The sequence below is a fragment of the Streptomyces sp. NPDC127097 genome (assembly GCF_042724075.1).
GTDB lineage: Bacteria > Actinomycetota > Actinomycetes > Streptomycetales > Streptomycetaceae > Streptomyces.
The window spans coordinates 1-20,911 of record NZ_JBHXFI010000010.1; the positions used below are offsets into that span (position 1 = coordinate 1).

17 protein-coding genes are annotated in these 20,911 nt (G+C 71.5%); 4 read left to right on the forward strand and 13 right to left on the reverse strand.

The window, feature by feature from the left end:
• Nucleotides 1–218: galactokinase family protein (locus tag ACFWJW_RS10865; protein ID WP_387237832.1), on the reverse strand; the 218-nt coding region annotated here is incomplete at its 3' end.
• Between the two features lie 212 nt (nucleotides 219–430).
• On the opposite strand from ACFWJW_RS10865, the gene ACFWJW_RS10870 reads away from it, so the two are divergent.
• Nucleotides 431–1,162: a helix-turn-helix domain-containing protein gene (locus ACFWJW_RS10870; protein ID WP_387237835.1), complete on the forward strand. Its 732-nt coding sequence runs from the start codon at nucleotides 431–433 to the stop codon at nucleotides 1,160–1,162.
• Nucleotides 1,163–1,204: 42 nt separating this feature from the next.
• Here ACFWJW_RS10870 and ACFWJW_RS10875 read toward each other — a convergent pair whose 3' ends face one another.
• From ACFWJW_RS10875 to ACFWJW_RS10910, 8 genes are all read right to left on the reverse strand, one after another.
• Nucleotides 1,205–2,182 carry a phytoene/squalene synthase family protein gene (locus ACFWJW_RS10875; protein WP_387237838.1) on the reverse strand — a complete coding sequence of 326 codons (978 nt, stop codon included), beginning with the start codon at nucleotides 2,180–2,182 and terminating at the stop codon, nucleotides 1,205–1,207.
• A gap of 129 nt (nucleotides 2,183–2,311) precedes the next feature.
• Nucleotides 2,312–3,601, reverse strand: a complete 1,290-nt coding sequence (locus ACFWJW_RS10880) for an MAB_1171c family putative transporter (protein ID WP_387237841.1) — start codon at nucleotides 3,599–3,601, stop codon at nucleotides 2,312–2,314.
• Nucleotides 3,594–4,211, reverse strand: a complete 618-nt coding sequence (locus tag ACFWJW_RS10885) for a hypothetical protein (RefSeq protein ID WP_387237844.1) — start codon at nucleotides 4,209–4,211, stop codon at nucleotides 3,594–3,596. Before ACFWJW_RS10885 ends, ACFWJW_RS10880 begins: the two co-directional genes overlap by 8 nt.
• A 240-nt stretch (nucleotides 4,212–4,451) precedes the next feature.
• Nucleotides 4,452–4,904 (reverse strand): cyclic nucleotide-binding domain-containing protein, encoded by a 453-nt coding sequence (locus ACFWJW_RS10890; RefSeq protein ID WP_387237847.1) that lies wholly within the window; start codon nucleotides 4,902–4,904, stop codon nucleotides 4,452–4,454.
• A 105-nt stretch (nucleotides 4,905–5,009) separates the two neighbouring features.
• Nucleotides 5,010–7,889: an NHLP bacteriocin export ABC transporter permease/ATPase subunit gene (locus ACFWJW_RS10895; RefSeq protein WP_387237850.1), complete on the reverse strand. Its 2,880-nt coding sequence runs from the start codon at nucleotides 7,887–7,889 to the stop codon at nucleotides 5,010–5,012.
• 1 nt (nucleotide 7,890) lies between these two features.
• Nucleotides 7,891–10,176 carry an NHLP family bacteriocin export ABC transporter peptidase/permease/ATPase subunit gene (locus ACFWJW_RS10900; RefSeq protein ID WP_387237853.1) on the reverse strand — a complete coding sequence of 762 codons (2,286 nt, stop codon included), beginning with the start codon at nucleotides 10,174–10,176 and terminating at the stop codon, nucleotides 7,891–7,893.
• Nucleotides 10,173–10,979 (reverse strand): HlyD family efflux transporter periplasmic adaptor subunit, encoded by an 807-nt coding sequence (locus ACFWJW_RS10905; RefSeq protein WP_387237856.1) that lies wholly within the window; start codon nucleotides 10,977–10,979, stop codon nucleotides 10,173–10,175. Before ACFWJW_RS10905 ends, ACFWJW_RS10900 begins: the two co-directional genes overlap by 4 nt.
• Nucleotides 10,980–11,157: 178 nt before the next feature.
• On the reverse strand, nucleotides 11,158–11,373 hold the full coding sequence (locus tag ACFWJW_RS10910; protein WP_387237859.1) for a type A2 lantipeptide: 216 nt from the start codon (nucleotides 11,371–11,373) through the stop codon (nucleotides 11,158–11,160).
• A 768-nt stretch (nucleotides 11,374–12,141) separates the two neighbouring features.
• Here ACFWJW_RS10910 and ACFWJW_RS10915 point away from each other — a divergent pair.
• On the forward strand, nucleotides 12,142–13,173 hold the full coding sequence (locus ACFWJW_RS10915) for a PHP domain-containing protein (protein ID WP_387237862.1): 1,032 nt from the start codon (nucleotides 12,142–12,144) through the stop codon (nucleotides 13,171–13,173).
• A gap of 36 nt (nucleotides 13,174–13,209) precedes the next feature.
• Nucleotides 13,210–13,878 (forward strand): formylglycine-generating enzyme family protein, encoded by a 669-nt coding sequence (locus ACFWJW_RS10920; RefSeq protein ID WP_387237865.1) that lies wholly within the window; start codon nucleotides 13,210–13,212, stop codon nucleotides 13,876–13,878.
• Nucleotides 13,879–13,901: 23 nt separating this feature from the next.
• On the opposite strand, the gene ACFWJW_RS10925 is transcribed toward ACFWJW_RS10920, so the two are convergent.
• From ACFWJW_RS10925 to tdh, 4 genes are all read right to left on the reverse strand, one after another.
• Nucleotides 13,902–15,260 carry a chloride channel protein gene (locus ACFWJW_RS10925; RefSeq protein WP_387237869.1) on the reverse strand — a complete coding sequence of 453 codons (1,359 nt, stop codon included), beginning with the start codon at nucleotides 15,258–15,260 and terminating at the stop codon, nucleotides 13,902–13,904.
• Between the two features lie 195 nt (nucleotides 15,261–15,455).
• Nucleotides 15,456–16,364 carry a LysR family transcriptional regulator gene (locus ACFWJW_RS10930; protein ID WP_042152478.1) on the reverse strand — a complete coding sequence of 303 codons (909 nt, stop codon included), beginning with the start codon at nucleotides 16,362–16,364 and terminating at the stop codon, nucleotides 15,456–15,458.
• Between the two features lie 35 nt (nucleotides 16,365–16,399).
• Nucleotides 16,400–17,599, reverse strand: a complete 1,200-nt coding sequence (locus tag ACFWJW_RS10935) for a glycine C-acetyltransferase (RefSeq protein ID WP_387237872.1) — start codon at nucleotides 17,597–17,599, stop codon at nucleotides 16,400–16,402.
• A 65-nt stretch (nucleotides 17,600–17,664) separates the two neighbouring features.
• The gene (tdh, locus tag ACFWJW_RS10940) at nucleotides 17,665–18,693 is read right to left on the reverse strand and encodes an L-threonine 3-dehydrogenase (RefSeq protein ID WP_387237875.1); all 1,029 of its coding nucleotides are present in this window, start codon (nucleotides 18,691–18,693) and stop codon (nucleotides 17,665–17,667) included.
• Between the two features lie 396 nt (nucleotides 18,694–19,089).
• On the opposite strand from tdh, the gene ACFWJW_RS10945 reads away from it, so the two are divergent.
• On the forward strand, nucleotides 19,090–20,640 hold the full coding sequence (locus tag ACFWJW_RS10945) for a S1 family peptidase (protein ID WP_387237878.1): 1,551 nt from the start codon (nucleotides 19,090–19,092) through the stop codon (nucleotides 20,638–20,640).
• The last annotated feature ends 271 nt before the right edge of the window (nucleotides 20,641–20,911 follow it).

The following is a 20,911-nucleotide window of genomic DNA, read 5'->3' on the forward strand; positions in this document are numbered from 1 at the left end:
GTGTGCGGGAGGGCCAGCGGCATCACGAAACCGTCGTTGTAATCGGTGTGTTCACCGATCAGGTTGACCCGGCCGGGGGGCGCGCCCCGGCCCGGGGGGGGGGGGGCGGGCCCCCCCGCCCCCCCCCCCCCACCGCCGGGAAGGGCGGCAGTTGCGAGGTGCGGGAAACGATGTGAGCGGCCCCCTGCGCAACGTGCCCGCCAAGCGTTCAGCGGCATCGCCCTGGTGAGGATCCTTCAATCCAAGCCACGTTGTCAACAATCGTTTAACTCAAGAGTGCTGGTGACGACTTCGCGGACCATCGAACGATGCACCTCGACACAATTGTTGTGCCGTTCATGGCGTACGGTGCTGGCTACCGTTAACCTCGGAGCGGCTGCGAGCGTGCTGCCGTCCCGTCTGTCCACCGACCAGGAGACCGCCCATCGCCATGGATGCCTCAGACTTGCACCCGGCGGATGGTCTTCAAGCCGTCGTCGCAGCGATCGACGAGCTTCTCCGGGACCTGGACCTCGGGCGCGACGTCATCGACATCGATCACCTCTCGCACCGGACCGGCCTCACGGTCTCCCGCGTACAGGCGCTGCTCGACCACTCCGGCGAGGAATCCGAGAACGAGCAGGACTCCTTCCAGGACCGCCTCGTCTTCCTGCGGGAGACCCGCCGCAAGCCGGACGGGAAGATGTACACCCTCGACGAGATCGGTGCCGGAGCCGGCATCTCCCACGGCCAGGTCGGCTACCTCCTGAACGGGAAGCGGAAGAGCCCCGGGCTGGATGTCACCCGGAAACTGGAGAAGTTCTTCGAGGTCGAGCCGGGCTTCTTCACCGCCACCGAGCGTCAGGCGCTGTACCGGGCACTACAGTCCACGCATGAGCAGCTGACCCATCTCGCGCTGCTCAGGGGCAAGGGCATCAACCGGCTGGCGATGCGCAGCGGCACCAGCGGCGACAGCCGGATCGACCGGGAACTCCGGGACGCGCTGTCCGAGGTGCTGAGCCGCCCCGAGGGCGAGGATCCCGAGGTACGGGAGCTCACGGACCGGATGCGCTCGCTGCCCTCCAAGAGCAGAACGCGGGTCTTCCCCCTGATCCAGGGGCTGTTGGGCCTGGCCCGGCCGGAGAACGAGGATCGTCCGTCCCCCGGCCGGCACGGCGGCTGAACGGCACCGGACGCCGCCGGTCCGCCCGGTCCGCCTCCGGGATCAGGCCGTCCTGCCTGCCGTCGGGCTCCCGTTGACGGCTGACTCCGTGTCACGACCGCGACGCGCCGCCGCGTATTCCCGGGCGAGCACCCGCAGGGCCGCCGCCACCTGCGGCCGGGCGGACCCGTCGAGCAGCGTGGTCCCCTTCCGTGCCGCCGCGCGCAGGGTGAGGCCCTGGATGCTGACGAGCGCGCGGACGAACGGCCGGTTGCGGGCGGGCACCAGATCCACCAGCCCGTACGACGCCGACAGACCCGAGCGGATCCGCCGGACCTGGTCGGCGAGCAGCGGGCGCAGGCCGTCAACGGCGGCGCCGTCCTTGCCGTTCGGGCCGGTGCGGGTCAGGCCGGCGCGGGTCAGGCCGTGGCGGGTGAGGAGCTCCTCGGGGATGCCGAGGCGGCCGCCCGCCAGGTCTTCGGCGAGGTCGTTCAGGAAGTCCAGCCGCTGGCTCGCCTCGATGAAGGTCCGGCAGCCGGCGACGTACGGCGCCGAGGGCGCTCCGTCGCCCAGCAGGCAGGCGATGAGCAGGAAGGCGGGCAGCGAATAGCCGTCGATGTAGTGCTGGAAGTCGTGCTCCGTGACGAATCCCGCGGTCCGCACCTCCAGCGGCGCCCCGGCGAGGAAGTCCTCGACGTACTGCCGGAGTTGCGGCTGCCGGGTGAGGGTGTCGAGGAGCGTCCGCAGCACGGGCTCGTCGGCTTCGCCGCTCTTGAGGGCGGCGTGCACCCGGCTCTCCCAGTCGGCGAGCGCGGCGATGCGCTCCTCGGCCGGTCCCTGGTCGATGAGGTTGTCGCTGTGGTGCATGAACGCGGTCGCGGCGAGGACGTCGGGCACCAGCGGCGCGGGCAGGAGCAGACGCACGGCCGTGTACTCGGCGCGGGCGTAGTGCGCCACCAGCTCACGCTGTTCGCTGTAATCACGACGCAGTGCGGGATCGGTGATCCCTGCCTGGTCGAGCGTCTTCGGCCACGTGGCCATCGTCGGCGCCCCTTTCCTAGAGTGCGGATTCACCTTAGGTGATCGGGGCCGACGGGGCCGATCCGTCCCGGGAGGCATGGTCAGGACGCCCGGGCCGGTACGGGAGCGTGCCACGTCCGCCGTGGCCGGCTACTGCCCTTCGGCCACCTCGGTGGCGGACCGCTGTACGCGCACGACCTGGAGCGCCGTGGTGACCAGCGGGGCGGTGAGCGCCTGGGCGACGCGCAGCAGCCGTTGGCGTTCGTCGGAGGCCGCGGTGTCCTCGCCGGGCAGCGCCACCTGCGGTCCCTCAGGCGGCTGAGGATGGCCGGAATGCCCCTGTGCCGCCGCCTCGATCCGGGCGGCCTGAAGGCGGTGCGCCGCGTCCCGCAGGGCGGCGGCGGTGGCCGCCGCCTGCAACTCCTGCTCCGAGAGCGGCCGGACGCCGGGGGTGCCCCGGGACACCGCATGTTCCTGCGCGGCGTAGACGGCGGCCGCGGGCAGCGGCGACACCCAGGGACGCAGCGCACGCATCCCGTCGAGGATCTCGATCACCCGGCGGTGCAGGTTGAATCCCACGTTCCATGCCAGGCGATGACTCCGCGCGCTGTCCACGCTGAAGGCGAGGTCCTCGTCGACCCCTTCGACGACGAGGTCCCACAGCGGCTGGAGCGCCTTGATGTCCCGGCGTTCGCGCAGCCATGCGCCCACCGCGGCTCCGGAGAGGCCGTAGCTGGTGATCAGGGCGCCGATCGAGCCGAAGGTGGAGCCGAGCACCCCCACGGTGTCCAGGGCGTGGTTGCCGAGGGCGGCCAGCACGATGGCCGGGACGGAGCAGACCACATAGCCGAAGACGAACAGCATGGCGGTGCCGAAGGAGCGCAGCGCGCGCCGGAATCGGGGGGCCGCCGGGTTGAGCTTGCGGCACCGCCGGTAGGTGTTCAGGGTTCCGCAGGCCAGGGTGGCGAGGAAGACCGCCAGGAACACCTGGATCAGCGGGTCGCCCGCGAAGTTGGTGTTGAACTTGAGCGGGTCCATCGGGCCGGACAGATCGGCGGAGCAGAACGCGACGACCATGACGGCCGGTGCCGCGAGATACACCGCGGACCACACCGTGACCCGGCGGCGCAGCACCGCCGGGCTCTGCCGCAACCGGGGATCCCACAGCATGGTGAGCAGGTGGAGGAGGGAGAAGCAGCACAGGATGCCGATGTAGACGGGGAGGGTGGCGAAGCTGGGGACGCCGGTGAGTTCCCCCAGCATCCGGTACCCCGCGGGGGCGGCCATCGCGAACACCAGGCCGGACGCCACGAAGTTCACCGTGATCAGGGACAGCGTCGGGGTGGGATCGCGCAGCAGGGCCAGGCACTTCCACCCGGCGATCACGAAGTCGATGATCGCGATGCTCAGATAGACGACGTTCGAGGCGCTCTCAGACACCGGACCTCCTGTGGGAGAGCGCCGAGGAGAGGAACCCGTTCGTGCGCTGATCGCGCCGCAGTTCCAGGTGGCGCTGGAGCATCACGGTGGCGAACGCCTCGGCCCGCCGTTCATGAGCGCTGTCGTAGTGCGAACGGTTGAGGACCTGGAGCACCGGGCCCGTCTTCAGTCCGGGAAGGAGCTGCCGCACGGTCTCCTCGGTCATGAGCTGGCCGGCCGAGCCGTCCTCGGCCGGGTGCTCCTCCCACAGGTGGAACAGCTCGTGCAGGCTGACGTGCAGGCGGGTCAGTTCGTTCGCGGTGGCGTCCACCACGATGAAGTCACGGTCCTTGCCCCGGGCGCAGAACCCGGACACCTGCTGCGGGAGCGGCACTTCGGTGATGGTGATCGGCTTGTTGCGCCGCACGGCCACCGCGTCGACCAGTCCCTGCATGTCCCGTACACCGGACAGCCCGAGGTCGCGATGGACGAGCCGGGTGACGGACCAGGTCGCGAAGAAGACCGCCAACTGCTCCCGGAGCGAGGCCCACGGGGAGCTGGGCGGCCGGTGGCGGGTGGGCTGCGGCGCTTTCGCCTGCCGCGCTGGACCATGACGACGGGGCCACCACATGAACGGTTACTCCTACAGCTGTTGCCGCGCTCGGGGTGAGGAAGGAACGCTACGCGACCCGGGACGACCGCGGGCCCGGTGGGTAGCGAACCCTCCTCCCGGGACGAGGGCGGAGGAAGCCCTGCGCAAGCCAAAAGTTACCCGGTGCGCACGGACCGGCGCCACGGCGAGCCGGCCCCTGCGCACCGGCCCCGGGGAGGCAGCCGTGGCCCCGACCACTGCCGTCACACGGGACAGCCCTCAGGCGTCGAGGCCGCTGCCCTGGGGGCCGTACAGATCGAGCAGCCGGGTGCGGGTGCCGTGCAGCCGATCGGCCACCGTCTTGGCCACATAGCGGTACATCGCCCGGCCGAGGACGGGGTCGGATTCGCACAGCTCGCGGATCGCCCTGGCGTCGAACTCCACGGCCTCCACCGGGCCGACGGTCTCCGCTCCCAGGTGCCACAGATAGGGCGGGAACAGCCACGACCAGCCGAGCAGTTCGCCACGGCCGAGGGTTTCCACGACCGCCGCCCGGCGCCCGGGGACGTGCTGGTCGAGCACCACCTGTCCACTGCGGATGATCCAGAACCGGTCCGCCCGCCGCCCCTCCTCGAAGAGCCGGGTGGCGCGCGGCAGCGACACCTCGACGGCGATATCGGTCAGCTGTCGGCGCCGGTCGGGCGGCAACTCGTCGAGCATATTTTCGATCATGGTCAGGTTCCTCCGCTCGCTGCCTGCACGATATGCGGAGCTTTGCGGAGATCGGGGGAACGGCTCGGCCCGCCGGTCACCGGCACGCCGGAACCCGTCCATCCGTCAGGTCAGCTGACGCCGCACCAGGTCGTGCAGCCGGCCACCGGTGTCGGCGAGCAGTTCGGCCGGGGCGCCCTGCTCGACGATCCGGCCCTCCGCCATCACGATCACACGGTCGGCGTCCATGACCGTGGACAGCCGGTGGGCGATCACCAGCCGGCTGGCGCTGAGCCGGCTGGTGCTGTCGCTGACGATGCGCTGGGTCTCGTTGTCCAGCGCGCTGGTGGCCTCGTCGAAGAACAGGATCCGCGGGCGGCGGACCAGCGCCTGGGCGATCATCAGGCGCTGCCGCTGGCCGCCGGAGATCGCGCCCCCGCCGGAGATCATGGTGTGCAGGCCCATCGGCATCCGCTTGATGTCCTCGGCCAGGCCCGCCATCTCGGCGGCCGCCCATGCCTCTTCCTGAGTGAAGGCTTCGGCGCCGCAGATGCAGTCCAGGATCGATCCGGTGAGCGGCTGGGCGTTCTGGAGCACGACCCCGCACTGCCGGCGCACCGCCGCCTGGTCCAGGGCGGCCAGGTCCTGGCCGTCATAGAGCACACTGCCCGAGGACGGCTTGTCGAAGCCGATCAGGAGCCGCAGCAGGGTGGACTTGCCGCAGCCGCTCGGGCCGACGACGGCCACGAACTCACCCGGCTGGACCCGCAGCGAGACATCGTCGAGGACGAGCGGCCCGTCGTCGGTGTAGCGGAACGAGAGCTTCTTGGCCTCGATGCCGCCGGACAGGGTGCCGGGCTGGGCGCTGGCCCCGCGGACTTCCGGCTTCTCGTCCAGCACCGGCTTGATCTGCTCGAACATCGGCAGCGCGGCGGCGGCCGAGACGAACGCGCCGGTGATCTGGGTGACCGCCGTCAGCAGCATGGTCACCGAGGTGTTGAAGGTGAGGAACGAGGCGGCCGACATGGTGCCGCGGGCCGGACCGGCCAGCAGGATGAAGAGGGTGAGCGAGCAGACCGGCAGATAGACCGCGTTGAGGACGGTGGTCAGATTCTTGATCCGGCCGGCCTTCTGCTGGAGCTCCCGGGAGCGGGCGAACTCCCGGGCCCAGGCCGCGTACGCGAAGCTCTCGGCCGCGGCGACCCGCAGTTTGGGCAGCCCGCGCAGGGTCTGGAACGCCTGGTTGTTGAGCTTGTTGCCGAGCTTGACCAGCCGGCGCTGCCAGCGCAGCTCCCACAGGCCCATGGCGAGGAACACCGCACCGATGACGATCAGCATGGCGATCGCCGCCAGCGCCAGCGGCACGCTGTAGACGAGCAGCAGCACCAGGTTCATCGCGCCGATCGTGCTGGACTGCACGGCCACCGGGCCGAGGCCGGACAGCACCCGCCGGATGGTACTGATGCCCATCGCGGCGCTGGCCAGCTCGCCGGTGGAGCGTTCGGTGAAGAACTTCGTCGGCAGCCGCAGCAGCCGGTCCCACACGGCCGGCTGGAGCGTGCTCTCGATACGGCCCTCCATCCGCAGGACGGTGAGGTTCTGAAGCAGCATGAAGGCGGCGGAGACCACGCTGGTGATCATGACGGCCAGGGAGACCTGCACGATCAGGCTCTTGTCGGCGTTCGGTACGTACTCCCCGAGCACCTTGCCGGTCGCGATGGGGACCAGGGCGCCGAGGCCGACGGTCACCAGGCCGCTGAGGGCCAGATTGCGGAGGTCCATACGGGTCCCGCGCAGGCTGAAGAGCATCAGCCGCGACAGGCTCATGGGCCGCTCCGGCAGCGGGCGGTAGAACATGACGGCGCGCGGTTCGAGTTCGTCGGCGTTGTCCTTGCCCAGGCGCATCCGCAGCCCGGAGACCGGGTTGACCGCCTCGTACCGGCCGCGGCGCCACAGCAGCGCCACCGGCGCACCGGACTTGGCGCGATGCCCCACCAGGGGGCCGGTGTTGGTCCGCCACCAGGGTCCCTGGAGCCGGACCGCGCGGGTCCGGATCCGCGAGCTGACCGCGATCCGTTCGACCGGGGTGATCCGGTCGTTGACGGCGCCGCCCTTCGGTGGCTCGGTGAGCGTGATGCCGGCCGCCTCCGCGACCGTGCGGCAGACCGCGAAGGTGGTGTCGTCGCTGGTCCGGTCCGTCGTGGTACTGCCCCGCCCGGCCCGGCCGATGGATGCCACCAGCGCCTGGTCGGCGCGCTCGCGGACGGTTTCACCGGCCTTGATGCCGGCCGCCGTACGGTCCTCGTGGGCGCGCTCCAGCTGCTCGATCCAGCGGTCGACGGCGGACAGCAGCCGGTACTGCTGATTGACCATCTGCTGCCACAGCTCGGGGTCCACCAGCAGATCGCCGGCCGCCTCCGCGCTGTAGGAGGCGCCGTACTGCACCGTGCCGGGTGGGACCGGCATCCACAGGATGTCGTCGTCGGCCACCGCCTCGTCGGCGGGCCGGCCGTCGAGCGGCGCCTCGAACAGCACACCCAGGCTGCGGGCGGTGCCCAGCGCGAAGGCGTGCTCCAGCGCGGAGGGCGCCTCGCCCTGGGCGCCGTAGGCGGGGTCGTTGCCGTAGCCCTGCGCGCCGTATTGCGGGAACGAACCGGTGTCGCCGTACTCCCCGTAGTCGTAGCGGGGCAGTTCGCGCAGCGGGATACGGCGCAGCAGGCAGTCCTGGGAGGGCCGGCCGAGCAGGGTGTGCTGCGGGCCCGCGACCGGGCCGAGCAGCAGGGTGCCCGTTTCGAGGCGGCCGAGGAAGTGCCAGTGCCCCTCCTGGGCGGCGTCGACCGCGAAGAGATCCAGCGAGCCGCCCGTGACGAGCCACAGCACATGCGGGCCCTCCAGGGGAACGCTGCGCAGCCCGGTGCAGTCGACCGGCGTGCCGAGGCCGCCCAGCGCATAGGTGACGGCATCGGTGTCGCCCGGTCCCACGACCGCGGGCGGGGGTACGGACACGTCAGTGCTCCTTGACCAGCTCGGCGTACGGGCCCCCGGCGGCGACCAGGTCCTCGTGCCGGCCGCGTTCGACGACCACCCCGTGGTCGAGGACGACGATCTCGTCGCTGTCGCGGACGGTGCTCAGCCGGTGGGCGATGACGACGCACGCACAGCCGCGGCGCCGCAGGTTGTCCATGATGATCTGTTCGGTCCGGGCGTCCAGTGCGCTGGTGACCTCGTCGAGGACCAGGATGCTGGGGCGCCGGACCAGTGCGCGGGCGATCTCCAGCCGCTGCCGCTGTCCGCCGGAGAAGTTGCGGCCGTCCTGCTCGACCCGGCTGTGGATGCCGTCGGGGCGGGGGGCGATCACCTCGTCGTAGAGCGCGGCGTCCTGGAGGGCGGTGATCACCGCGTCGTCCGGGATCGACGGGTCCCACAGCGCCACGTTGTCCCGGACCGTGCCCTCGAAGAGGAAGATGTCCTGGTCGACGAAGGACACGGAGGCGGCCAGCGCGCTGCGGGAGAGGTCCTCCAGCCGCTGTCCGTCGATGCGGATGGTGCCTTCCCAGGGGCTGTAGAGGCCGGAGATCAGCCGGGAGACGGTGGACTTGCCGCTGCCGGAGCCACCGACGAGGGCGACCTGCCGGCCGGGGCCGACGGCCAGCGAGAAGCCGGTCAGCAGCGGTTTGTCCAGCGGGCTGTAGCCGAAGGTGATGTTCTCCAGCGTCACATGGCCCTTGAGCCGGCGGGTGTCGGCCTCCGGCTCGGGGCGCGAGTAGAGGGTGTCGACGGGGAAGCTCTCGACGTCCTTGAGGCGGGCCACGTCGGCGGCGAAGTCCTGGATCCGGCCGGCCACTCCGTTGAGCCGGGTGATGGGCGCGGTGAAGCGGGTGACCAGCGCCTGGAAGGCGACGAGCAGACCGATGGAGATATGGCCCTCGACCGCCCGCAGTCCGCCGATCCACAGGATCAGCGCGCTGTTGAGCGTGGCCAGGGTGGGGGCGACCACGGCCAGCGCGGCGCTCGGCACGCCCAGCCGCTGCTGTTCCTCCAGGGTGGTGGCGTGCTGGCCGGCCCAGCGGCGGAAGTAGCCGTTCTCGCCGCCGGTGGCCTTCATCGTCTCGATGAGCTGGAGGCCGGTGTAGGAGGTGTTGGTCAGCCGTGCGGTGTCGGCGCGCAGCTTCTGGGTGTGGGTGGCCCGCAGCCGGATCACGATCCGCATGGCGACGACGTTGAGCAGCGCGATTCCCACGCCGATGACGGTCAGTTGGGGGTCGTAGGTCCACAGCAGGAAGGCGTAGAGGATGACGACGATGCCGTCCACGCCCGCGGCGGCGAGGTCACGGGCCAGCGTCTCGGCGACCGCGTCGTTGGACTGGAGCCGCTGGACCAGGTCGGCCGGGCTGCGCTGGGCGAAGAAGGTGACCGGGAGTCTGAGCAGATGGCGCAGGAAGCGGGCGCTGGTGAGGGTGGAGGAGATGATGCGGCCGCGCAGCAGATTGGCCTGTTGCAGACCGGTCAGGATCGCGGTCAGCGCGACCATGGCGGCCATCGACGCGAAGAGCGGCCCCAGCAGCGAGGTCTGGTTGCCGATCAGGAACATGTCGATGTAGGTCCGGCTGAGCGCGGGCACCGCCGCGCCGACCGCGACCAGCAGCAGGCTGGCGAGCAGTGCGGCCAGCAGGGTGCCGGTCGTGCCGCGCATCCGGGCGGGCAGGGCGCCGAGGACGCCGGGCTTGCGGCCGCCCTTGTGGAAGGATTCGCCGGGTTCGAGGACCAGGGCGACACCGGTGAAGCTGGTGTCGAAGTCCTCCGTCGCCACGAAGCGGCGGCCCTTGTCGGGGTCGTTGATGTGGACGCCGCGGCGGCCCATGCGACGGCCGGTGCCGTCGTAGACGACGTAGTGGTTGAACTCCCAGAACAGGATCGCGGGCGCCTGTACCTCGGCGAGCGCGGCCGGCTCCATCTGCATGCCCTTGGCCTGGAGTCCGTAACTGCGGGCGGCCTTGAGCAGATTGCTGGCGCGCGAGCCGTCGCGGGAGACACCGCAGGCGATCCGCAGCTCTTCGAGCGGCACATGCCGTCCGTAGTGGGCCAGCACCATGGCCAGCGAGGCGGCGCCGCACTCCACGGCCTCCATCTGGAGGACGGTGGGGGTGCGGACGGTCTTCGTCTTCCTGGGCTTCGGGGCGGGCGCGGCCCGGCGGGTGCGGCGGGCGCCGGGCGCGGTGTCCGCGCGGCGGCGGCCGCGGACCGGCGGCGGCAACTGCTGCTGCGGGGCGGCGGAGTCGTGCGGGGCGGTCACGGCAGCAGCCAATCGATCGGGTGCTGCGCGGCCAGGTGGACGGCGCCACTGGCCGGCGTCATGGAGTCGACGGCGTACGGCGGGCCGTCGGAGGTCGACCAGGCGTAGCCGGATTTGCTGTGCGGGGCGGCGTCGAGCTGGACCAGGACCGCGACGGGCTGGCCGTGCTGCGAGAACTCCTCGCCGAGCTGGCTGCTGCCCAGGAAGGTGCTGATCCGCTGGCGGGACTGGGCGGTCCGGCCGACCGCTTTGACCCGTCCGCGCAGGACGCCGTACTGCTGGGTCGGCACGGACTGGACGGTGAGGTCGACGGACGCGCCGACGGGGACGGTCGCGCCGCTCTCGGCCGGTACGTACAGGGTCGCCGTCAGGGGGTCGCCGGCCCGGGCGATGCGTTCCACGGAGGCCACATCCGCTCCGGTCGTGACGACGGAGCCGATGGTGGCGACCATCGTGGTCAGCCGGCCGGCGGCGAGCGTACGGACGACGGTGGTGCCCTGGGCGGTACGGACCCTCAGGACGGGGGTGTGGGCGGCCACTCGCTTGCCCTCTTCCGCCAGTACGGCGGTGACCTGGCCCGCGACGGGGCTCTGGAGGACGTAGCTGCCCTGGCCGTGGGTGAGGATGCCGGGTGCGTTCAGGGTGGACGACACGGTGCCGGTCACCGCCCATACGGAGGCGGCGATCACGAAGAGGACCGTGACGGTCAGCACGAGCCAGCCCTGGGGGCGGGCGAACCGCACCGGAAGATCGATTTCCTCGGGCGATTGCAGTTTGGAAAGGGCCTGTTGGCGGAACTGCACGACACTCTTCCCTCAACTGCAACGTTCTGGTTCGGACGGGTGGTGGCCGGTGCCCCGGGGCCCGGATGGAGTCCGGACGACCGGGGCAGCCGGCCCGGCATATCGGCAAGGAGGGGGCGCCGACCTGCCGTTGTCACCGTTCAAAGCCGGCTGTGCCGCTCAGCGGCACAGAAGGGGCTCAGAGACCGGCGGTCAGGCCCGCGACGGTGCCGACGACGCCCGCGGTGTCGGTGCCGGCGACACCGTCGACCAGGCCGGTGGCGGTGCCCACGGTGCCCGAGATCGGGGCGACGGAGTCAGCAGCGCCGAGCACGCCGCCCACGAGGCCACCGGACACGTTGTCCAGGTCGCTGTCGGAGATTTCCTGCGTCTGAACCTGGGGGGTGGAGTTCATGATGATTCCCTTCGGATGAATATCTCGAAAAACCCGCGCCCGCACCGTCCGGTGGGTCGGCCCGGTCGCGGCAGCGGCAGTCGGGCTCCCGAAATCGGGAACCGGGGGGTGACTCCCGCAGTGCGAAGGATCAAAGCATGCAGGTGCGTTGCCCTGCTAATCGGGTAGCCGCCGATCCGGGCGAGATCGCCCCCTCGAAATACCTGACGTGCACGCCCGTCCATGACTTGGTGGCAGCTTCTTCACATCTCCTCCGGTTTCTTTTCCGGGACCTCGGCAAGCGCCCGTTCGGCGAACTGGACATTCCGTCACCAAACCGCTGAGCCGCAGGTCAGCGTGGGAATGTGACACGTCGGAGCGTGTGCCGACTGCACATTCGGTGTGCAGATTCCTTGAAGGCCGCCAATTTTTACGGCACCTCGGCGCGATACGGGCCGACAACTCCGGCGCACGCTTCCGACGGAGCCGCACCGAATGTTGCAAGGCCATTAAGTGCGCCCGATTCGCCCGGAGTTCAGGGGCCTTATTGAAGGTGCTGAACGTATGGAATGGACTCATCGGCGCTATCCGTATGCCATTTCCGCGAAAACGGATCAGGAGCGGATCGAGTGACCGGACAACGGACATAACCGCATAACGGAGCGCCTTCGGACCCGTCGGTAATGGGCGATTGGCACCACTGCGCCGGCAGCCCGGTGGCAGCCGCCCCTCAGGTGGGGCACCGTGAGAAACGACGCTGCGGGGCCGCGCCCCGGGAAGGAGCCGTACGTGGAGCCCGTGGAGGCGCTGGAGCGGATCGCCTTCCTGCTGGAGCGGCAGGGGGCGGTGACCTACCGCGTCCAGGCGTTCCGTACGGCCGCGACGGTGATCGGCGCGCTGTCCGCCGACGAGCTGCGCACCCGTGCCCGCAGCGGCTCGCTGGCCCGGCTCAAAGGACTGGGGCCCAAGACCACCCGGGTGATCGAGGAGGCGCTCGCGGGCACGCGGCCGGAGTATCTGACACACCTTGAGGAGGAGGCGGGCGGCCCGCTGGTCGAGGGGGACCAGGGGAAACGGCTGCGTCAGGCGCTGCGCGGCGACTGCCATCTGCACTCGGACTGGTCGGACGGCGGCAGCCCGGTCGAGACGATGGCGCGGGCCGCCCGCGACCTCGGCCACGCCTGGTGTGTGCTGACCGACCACTCCCCCCGGCTCACCGTCGCCCGCGGACTGACCGCCGAGCGGCTGCGCCAGCAGTTGTCGCTGGTGGCGGAGGTGAATGAGCGGCTGGCACCGTTCCGGCTGCTGACCGGGATCGAGTGCGACATCCTCGACGACGGCTCACTCGACCAGGAGCCGGAGCTGCTGGAGCAGCTCGATGTGGTGGTCGCCTCGGTGCACTCCAAGCTGCGGATGGACAAGGGCCCGATGACCCGGCGGCTGCTGGCCGCGGTGCGCAATCCGCTGGTGGACGTGCTCGGTCACTGCACCGGGCGGCAGATCACCGGCAGACCGCGCCCGGAGTCGCAGTTCGACGCCGGAGAGGTGTTCGCGGCCTGCGCCGAGCACCACACCGCGGTGGAGATCAACTGCCGGCCCGACCGCTTCGATCCCCCGCGCCGGCTGCTCCGCCTGGCGCGGGAGACCGGGACCCTGTTCGCCATCGACAGCGACGCCCACGCACCGGGCCAACTGGACTGGCAGATCTACGGCTGTGCGCGTGCCGAGGAGTGCGGCGTCCCGCCGGAGCGGGTCATCAACACCTGGACGGAACGCCAGTTGGCCACCTGGACCCGGACGGGCCGGACCCCGCACGGCTGACCGCGCTCCCGGCGGGCACGATACGCTCGCCTCCTCATGGACACGCGCACGGAGTACGAGATGGTCGCCGTCCCCCCGGGGCGGGTGACGCTGTCGGACCGGCGGACGCGGCGCAGTTGGCCGGTCGAGCTCGCGCCCTTTCAGCTCGCGCCGTGTCCGGTCACCCAGGAGCGGTACGCACAGGTCACCGGCGAGCACCCGAGCAGCGCGCGGGGCGACCGGCTCCCCGTCGAGGGCGTCTCGTGGTGGGACGCGGTCCGGTTCTGCAACGCCCTGTCCGCGCAGGAGGGGTTGGCGCCCGCGTACCGCCTGGAGACCGACGCCGAACGGATCGAGTGGGACACCTCCGCCGACGGGTACCGGCTGCCGACCGAGGCCGAGTGGGAGCACGCCTGCCGGGCCGGCACGACGGCGGCGCGGTACGGACGGCTCGACGACATCGCCTGGCACCGCGGCAACTCGCACGAGCGGATCCACGCGGTCGGCGGGCGGCGGCCCAACGCATGGGGCCTGTCCGACATGCTGGGCAATGTGTGGGAGTGGTGCTGGGACGTCTACGACGCCGAGGTCTACGGCAGCTACCGGGTGCTGCGCGGCGGCGGATGGTTCGACGAGCGCTGGAGCTGCCGGGCCTCGGTACGGCGCCGCAGCCACCCGACCTTCCGGATCGATGACGTGGGCTTCCGTATCGCGCGTTCCGTCTGACGGGCGGGGCTCCGGCCCCGTCGTCAGGCGGGGTGGGGCGCGGCGGACGGGAGGTCCGGCGCGGCGGCCGGGGTGAGGCGCAGCACCACCACATACGCGACGACCACGGCGACGATCACCAGCGGCATCACCGTCAGACCGCTCTTCCCCAGCAGCAGCGTGGCCAGCAGCACCGAGGTCATCGGCAGCCGGAGCATGCCCACACACATCGCGCCGACGCCCATCGCGAAGGCCGCGGTGAGCGACAGACCGGGCAGGTGGGACAGCACGACACCGCCCGCCGCACCGAGGAACAGCGCGGGGAAGATCGGGCCGCCGCGGAAGGCGCTCAGCGACGCGCAGTACGCCAGACCCTTGCACAGCATGAGGAGCAGCAGCGCGCCCACCGTGTAACCGGCGCTGTCCCGGAACAGCGACCCCAGCGCCGACTGGCCCGAATAGAGCATCTCGGAGGCGGGCTTGCCGGTGGCCGCGGCGAACGCCACCGCCAGGGCGCCCACCACGAGGCCCATCACCATCGTGGCCGGTACCCGGTGCCGGACGACATGCCCCTTGAGGAACAGTGCGAAGCGCCGTACCCCGTTCGCGGCGAAGCCGGCGGCCAGCCCGATGACCAGGGCCCAGCCGAACTCCGGGATCGTGGGCACGGTGGCCGCGGGGATGTCGTGCAGGGTGAGGGAGTACGTACCGAGCCCGGTCCACTCCCCCAGCCCGGTGAAGATCAGCGCCCCCAGGCCGGACGCCAGCAGACCGGGCACCAGGACGATGCCCAGCATCGGACCGCCCAGCCCCGACACCTCCATCAGCAGGAACGCGCCCAGCAGCGGCGAGCCGAGCAGGGCGCTGATCGCCGCGAAGCTGCCGGCCGCACCCACCGCGGCGGCGGCCTGGTCCGGCAGACCCCGCTTCAGCAGCCGTACGGCGCCCACGGCCAGACCGCCGCCGAGGGCGATCAGCGGCGCCTCGGGGCCGAGCACCACGCCGAAGCTGAGGGAGGTCAGGGCCGCGAGGACGACACCGGGGAGCGCGGAGAGCGGGGGCGCGCCGCTGAGCGCCAGCCCGTCGGCCGGCTCATGGCCTCCGCCACCGGGCAGATGACGGACGGTCAGCCCGACCAGGAGCCCGGCCACCAGCAGCATCGGAACCGGCCACCAGATCGGTGTCCCGGCGAAGCCCAGCGCCCGCGGCAGATCGTGGTAGATCAGCGGTTCCAGCTCGTGGACCAGCGCGAGAAAGCCGAACGCGACGGCGCAGACGGGGAAGCCGATCGCCCCGGACACCAGCAGGAGCTTGAGGTATCCGCGGGTGCGCACCAGCGCGTAGGGGTCCTGAGGCGCGGTGGTCGGGGCTCCGCCCACCGGGCCGGCCGGGCCGACCGCCATGCGCCTCGCCTCCTCGGACCCGGGGCTGCCCCGGCGCCCGCTGGGGCCGCCGCGGTGATGAGCCTGCCACGGCCGGTCCGGGCCGGCACCTCGGGCGCGGCCGGGCGGGGCACGGCGAACGAGCTCGGCGGGCACGGCGGGTCCGGCGGGTACGGCGGGCACGGCGGATCCGGGCCCTCCGTCGCGGCAGTTGCCTCACCCCTGCGAGGCCGCCGCCTCCCGGAGGGCGGCGAGCACCGGGCGGAACAGCGGGTGCTCCTCGGCTCCCCGGCGTACCGCGGCGAAGACCCGGCGGGTGGGGGCCACATCGTCGACGGGGCGGACCACCACGCCCGTGAGGTCCATGTCGCGCAGCGCCGAGCGGGGGACGAGGGCCACGCCCGCCGCGGCCGAGGCGAGCGCGACGACGGCGCGGAAGTCGTCGGAGGTGTGCTCCAGGCGCGGCTGGAAACCGGCGTATTCGCAGGCCAGGACCACCACGTCATGGCAGGGGTTGCCGGGGTAGGGACCGATCCAGGGGTCGCCGGCGAGATCGGCCACGGCCAGCCGGTCCGTATCGGCGAGGCGGTGTCCGGGCGGCAGGACCGCGTCGAACGGCTCGGCGTAGAGCGGGACCCGGGTCAGCCGTGGGTCGTCGGCGCCCGGTGCGCCCCGGTATTCGACGGCCACCGCCACATCGACCTGCCGGTCGAGGACCATCAGCAGACTGGCGTCGCCCTCGGCGTCCTGGACATGGACCCGGATGCCGGGGGCGGTGCGGGCGAGGGCGGTGAGCGCGGGCGCGACGACCAGGCCGATGCCGGTGGCGAAGGCCGCGACGGTCACCGTGCCCGCCTCGCCCGAGCCGTAGGCGGCGAGCTCGGACTCGGCGCGCTCCAGCTGTGCCAGGACGGCGTTGGCGTGGGTGAGCAGGATGTCGCCCGCGGCGGTCAGCCGGACGCCGCGGGCGCTGCGCTCCACCAGACGGTGGCCGGTCTCCTGTTCCAGGGCGGCCAGCTGCTGGGAGACCGCCGAGGGCGTGAGATAGAGCGCGGCGGCCGCGGCGGTGACCGTGCGGTGGTCGGCCACCGCACGGAGGATGTGCAGCCGTCGTGCTTCGATCATGCTTCCAGTCTCGCAGGAGCGGCCCGCGGGCGGTGTCAGCCCCCGAGCGCGGCCCTCGCACCGATGAAGGCGTCGACCGCGCGGTTGACGTCCTCGGTGGAGTGCGCGGCGGAGAGCTGGACGCGGATCCGCGCCTGGCCCTGCGGGACCACGGGGTAGGAGAAGCCGATGACGTAGACGCCGCGCTCCAGGAGCAGCTCCGCCATCCGGGCCGCCTCGGCCGCGTCACCGATCATGACGGGGGCGATGGCGTGGTCGCCGGGGAGGATGTCGAAGCCCTCCTCGGTCATCCGCGAGCGGAACAGCGCGGTGTTGGCGTGCAGCCGTTCGCGCAGGTCACCGGCCGACTCCAGCAGGTCGAGGACCTTCAGCGAAGCGGCCGCGATCACCGGGGCGAGCGAGTTGGAGAAGAGGTACGGGCGGGAGCGCTGGCGCAGCAGGGCGACGATCTCGGCGCGGGCCGCCACATAGCCGCCGGAGGCGCCGCCGAGGGCCTTGCCGAGGGTGCCGGTGATGATGTCGACCCGGTCCATGACCCCGTGCAGCTCGGGGGTGCCTCGGCCGCCGGGGCCGACGAAGCCGACCGCGTGCGAGTCGTCGACCATCACCATGGCGCCGTAGCGGTCGGCCAGGTCGCAGATCTCGTCCAGCGGCGCCACATAGCCGTCCATGGAGAAGACGCCGTCGGTGACGATCAGGGTGCGGCCGGTGCCACCCGCGGTCGCCTCCTTCAACTGGCGTTCCAGGTCGGCCAGATCGCGGTTGGCGTAGCGGTAGCGGCGGGCCTTGCACAGGCGGATGCCGTCGATGATGGACGCGTGGTTGAGGGCGTCGGAGATCACCGCGTCGTCCGGGCCGAGCAGGGTCTCGAAGACACCGCCGTTGGCGTCGAAGCAGGAGGAGTAGAGGATGGTGTCCTCCTGGCCCAGGAAGCCGGAGATCCGCTGCTCCAGCTCCTTGTGGACCTCCTGGGTGCCGCAGATGAAGCGGACCGAGGCGAGGCCGTAGCCCCAGCGGTCGAGCGCCTCGTGGGCGGCCGCGACGACCTCGGGGTGGTCGGCGAGACCGAGGTAGTTGTTGGCGCAGAAGTTGAGGACCTCACCGGGGCTGCCCCCGGCGGTGACCGCGACCGTCGCGGACTGCGGGGTGCCGATGACGCGCTCGGGCTTGTGCAGACCGGCGGCGCGGATCTCTTCGAGGGTGCCGCGGAGTTCGTTGCGTACGGAGTCGAGCATGGGGGCTCCTTGAGGTGTGTGAGACGAGTGAGGCTGTCGGGCCCCGGCGGCGAACCGAGCCAAAATCAGACAGTCCAGTCGAGGATGATCTTGCCGCTGCGGCCGCTGGCGGCGTCGTCGAAGGCGGCGTCGAAGTCCTGGTAGGAGTAGCGCCCGGTGATCACTGGCGAGAGGTCGAGGCCGCCTTCGAGCAGCACGGACATCGCGTACCAGGTCTCGAACATCTCCCGGCCGTAGATGCCCTTGATCGTGATCATGGAGGTGACGATCCGGGACCAGTCGACGGGGAACTGCTCGGACGGCAGGCCGAGCATCGCGATCCGGCCACCGTGCGTCATGTTGGTGATCATGTCGCGCATCGCCTCGGGCCGGCCGGACATCTCCAGTCCGATGTCGAAGCCCTCGCGCAGGCCCAGTTCGCGCTGGCCGTCGGCGATCGTCGCCTCGGCGACATTGAGGGCGAGGCTGACGCCGACCTTGCGGGCCAGCGCGAGGCGCTCCTCGCTGACGTCCGTGATCATGACATTGCGGGCCCCGGCGTGCCGGGCGACGGCCGCGGCCATGATGCCGATCGGCCCCGCGCCGGTGATCAGCACGTCCTCGCCGACCAGCGGGAACGACAGCGCGGTGTGCACGGCGTTGCCGAACGGGTCGAAGACGGCGGCGATATCGAGGTCCACGGGGACCCGGTGCACCCAGACATTGGTGGCGGGCAGCGCCACGTACTCGGCGAAGGCACCGTCCCGGCCGACGCCGAGGCCGACCGTGGCGCGGCACAGGTGGCGGCGGCCGGCCAGACAGTTGCGGCACTTTCCGCAGACCAGGTGGCCCTCGCCGCTGACCAGGTCACCGGCCTTGATCTCGGCCACATCGCGGCCGGTCTCCACCACCTCGCCGACGAATTCATGGCCGATCGTCAGTGGGGCGGTCACGGCGTTCTGCGCCCAGCCGTCCCAGGCCCGGATGTGCAGATCCGTGCCGCAGATGCCGGTGCGCAGCACCTTGATCAGCACATCCCCCGGGCCGATGGCCGGCTCCGGCACGTCCATGAGCCAGAGACCCGGCTCCGTCTTCTCCTTGACCAGTGCCTTCACCGCAGCGGCTCCCGTACGTACGTGACCTGCCGGGGGCCCGCCCCGGCCACCCGATCTTCGTCAAGGAAATCTTCCGTACCTCGGCCGCGCGGTCCATCGAGGTTTTCTTAAGCGCGGTCACAGCTGCCCTTTACGCCCCCTCGGCACCGGGCTTCGGGCCCCCCGCTCCCGCCGGGGCGTGAGGCTGCTCATGCTCCGGCGGAGCCCGGGAGTGTAAACGTTCGCCACCGCAAGCGGCGGAATTCATCACAGCTTGAGTGGCCGTGAGACCGGGGTGCACGGGGCTACGTAGGACTGGGTGAGCACCACACACGGGTGCTGACGCGACGCACCGCGGTCTCCCGTGTGCCCCGTTCCTGTGCGTCCCTGGAGGTCAGTGAATTGAGCCACCGACATGTGAACAAGCGCCTGCGGACCGGCGCCATCGCCACCGCCGGTGTGGCCGCCGTCGCGGCCGCAGCGATCCTGCTGCCCAACGCCAACGCGAGCACGGACCAGCCGGCGGCCCCCAAGACACTCAGCGCCCACTCGGCCACGCAGCTGGCGACGTCCCTGAAGGCGGACCTCGGAGACCAGAGCGCGGGCTGGTACCTGGACAGCTCCAACGGCCACCTGGTCATGAACGTCCTGTCGGAGGACGACGCCGCGAGCGTCACGGCCAAGGGTGCCGTCGCCAAGGTCGTGCACAACAGCATGACCGCGCTGAAGTCCGGAGCGAAGACGCTGCGCGAGACCGCGGCGGTGCCCGGCACCGCCTGGGCGATCGACCCGAAGACCAACAAGATCGTGGTGACCGCCGACAGAACCGTCACCGGCGCAAAGATGGCCACCCTCAGCAAGGCCACGAACGGCATGGGCGAGGGCATGGTGACCGTCAAGCGGTCGCAGGGTGAGTTCAAGCGGTACGACGGCGGGGACGCGGGAAGTGCGGCGGGCGGCGCGGGTGGCGCCGGAGACGCCGCGGGGGGTGCCGGAGACGCCGCGGGCGGCGCGGGAGACGCCGCAGGTGGTGCCGGAGACGCCGCAGGCGGCGCGGGAGACGCGGCCGGTGGCGCGGGAGACGGCGGTGGTGGTGCCGGAGACGGTGGGCAGGCCGCCGGGCCGATCGGCGGCAGCGCCATCTTCGGCGGCAACGCACGCTGCTCGCTGGGCTTCAACGTCACGGTCAAGGGCGCCCCGGCCTTCCTGACGGCCGGTCACTGCGGCAACGACTCCAAGACCTGGACCGCGGACCAGGGCGGCAGCCAGCCGCTGGGCACGGTCGCCGACTCCAAGTTCCCGAAGACCGACTTCGCGCTGGTCACCTACGACGACACCGCCGCGAAGCCGCAGAGCGCGGTCGACCTGGGCAACGGCAGCACCCAGGAGATCACCAAGGCCGCGGAGGCCGCCGTCGGCATGAAGGTGCAGCGCTCCGGCAGCACCACCGGTCTGCACGACGGCACGGTCACCGGCCTGGACGCGACGGTGAACTACGGCAACGGCGACATCGTCAACGGCCTCATACAGACCGACGTCTGCGCCGAGCCCGGCGACAGCGGCGGCGCGATGTTCTCCGACGACTCGGCGGTCGGGCTGACCTCCGGCGGCAGCGGCGACTGCACCGCGGGCGGTGAGACCTTCTTCCAGCCGGTCACCGACGCCCTCAAGGCCACGGGTGCGGAGATCGGCGCCGGGGGCGGCGACGCCAGTGCGGGCGGCGGCGACAACGGCGCGGCCGGCGGCAATGGTGCGGCCGGCGGCAATGGCGGTGGCAATGCCGCGGGTGGCGGCAACGCCGCGAGCGGCGGCGCGGGAAACGCCGGTGCCGGCAACGCGGGGGCCGGCAACGCGGGTGCGGGAGCGGGCGACCCGGGTGCGGGCGCCGAGGACCCCGGTACCGGCGCGCAGGACGCGGGAGCGGGTGCCCAGGACCCCGGCGCGGGCGGCGGTGACGCCCTGAACTGACGCACCAGGAACCAGCTGCGCGGCCGGCCCCGCCCCTTCCACGACGAAGGAGAGCGGGGCCGGTGAGCGTTACGGACCCTGAGTGCGGCGGAACCATAGCGACCGCCTGCGGAGCGGTGTCAGAATACCGGCCCTACTCCGACCCTTCCTCAGGGGCGTCATGGCGTCGAACGCACTCGATTCCACTATCCCCGTCTTCCGCGGAGCCGGGCATCTCCTGCGTCTGATAGCCGATTTGGTGCGCAGGCCACGGCGCCGGGAGTGTCCGGAG

Excerpts from the sequence above, each read along its gene's own strand:
- ACFWJW_RS10875 (WP_387237838.1), bottom strand. The coding sequence starts at position 2,182 with ATGGCCACGTGGCCGAAGACGCTCGACCAGGCAGGGATCACCGATCCC.
- ACFWJW_RS10870 (WP_387237835.1), top strand. The coding sequence starts at position 431 with ATGGATGCCTCAGACTTGCACCCGGCGGATGGTCTTCAAGCCGTCGTC.
- ACFWJW_RS10920 (WP_387237865.1), top strand. The coding sequence starts at position 13,210 with ATGGACACGCGCACGGAGTACGAGATGGTCGCCGTCCCCCCGGGGCGG.
- ACFWJW_RS10910 (WP_387237859.1), bottom strand. The coding sequence starts at position 11,373 with ATGAACTCCACCCCCCAGGTTCAGACGCAGGAAATCTCCGACAGCGAC.
- ACFWJW_RS10925 (WP_387237869.1), bottom strand. The coding sequence starts at position 15,260 with ATGGCGGTCGGCCCGGCCGGCCCGGTGGGCGGAGCCCCGACCACCGCG.
- ACFWJW_RS10935 (WP_387237872.1), bottom strand. The coding sequence starts at position 17,599 with ATGCTCGACTCCGTACGCAACGAACTCCGCGGCACCCTCGAAGAGATC.
- ACFWJW_RS10890 (WP_387237847.1), bottom strand. The coding sequence starts at position 4,904 with ATGATCGAAAATATGCTCGACGAGTTGCCGCCCGACCGGCGCCGACAG.
- ACFWJW_RS10885 (WP_387237844.1), bottom strand. The coding sequence starts at position 4,211 with ATGTGGTGGCCCCGTCGTCATGGTCCAGCGCGGCAGGCGAAAGCGCCG.
- ACFWJW_RS10930 (WP_042152478.1), bottom strand. The coding sequence starts at position 16,364 with ATGATCGAAGCACGACGGCTGCACATCCTCCGTGCGGTGGCCGACCAC.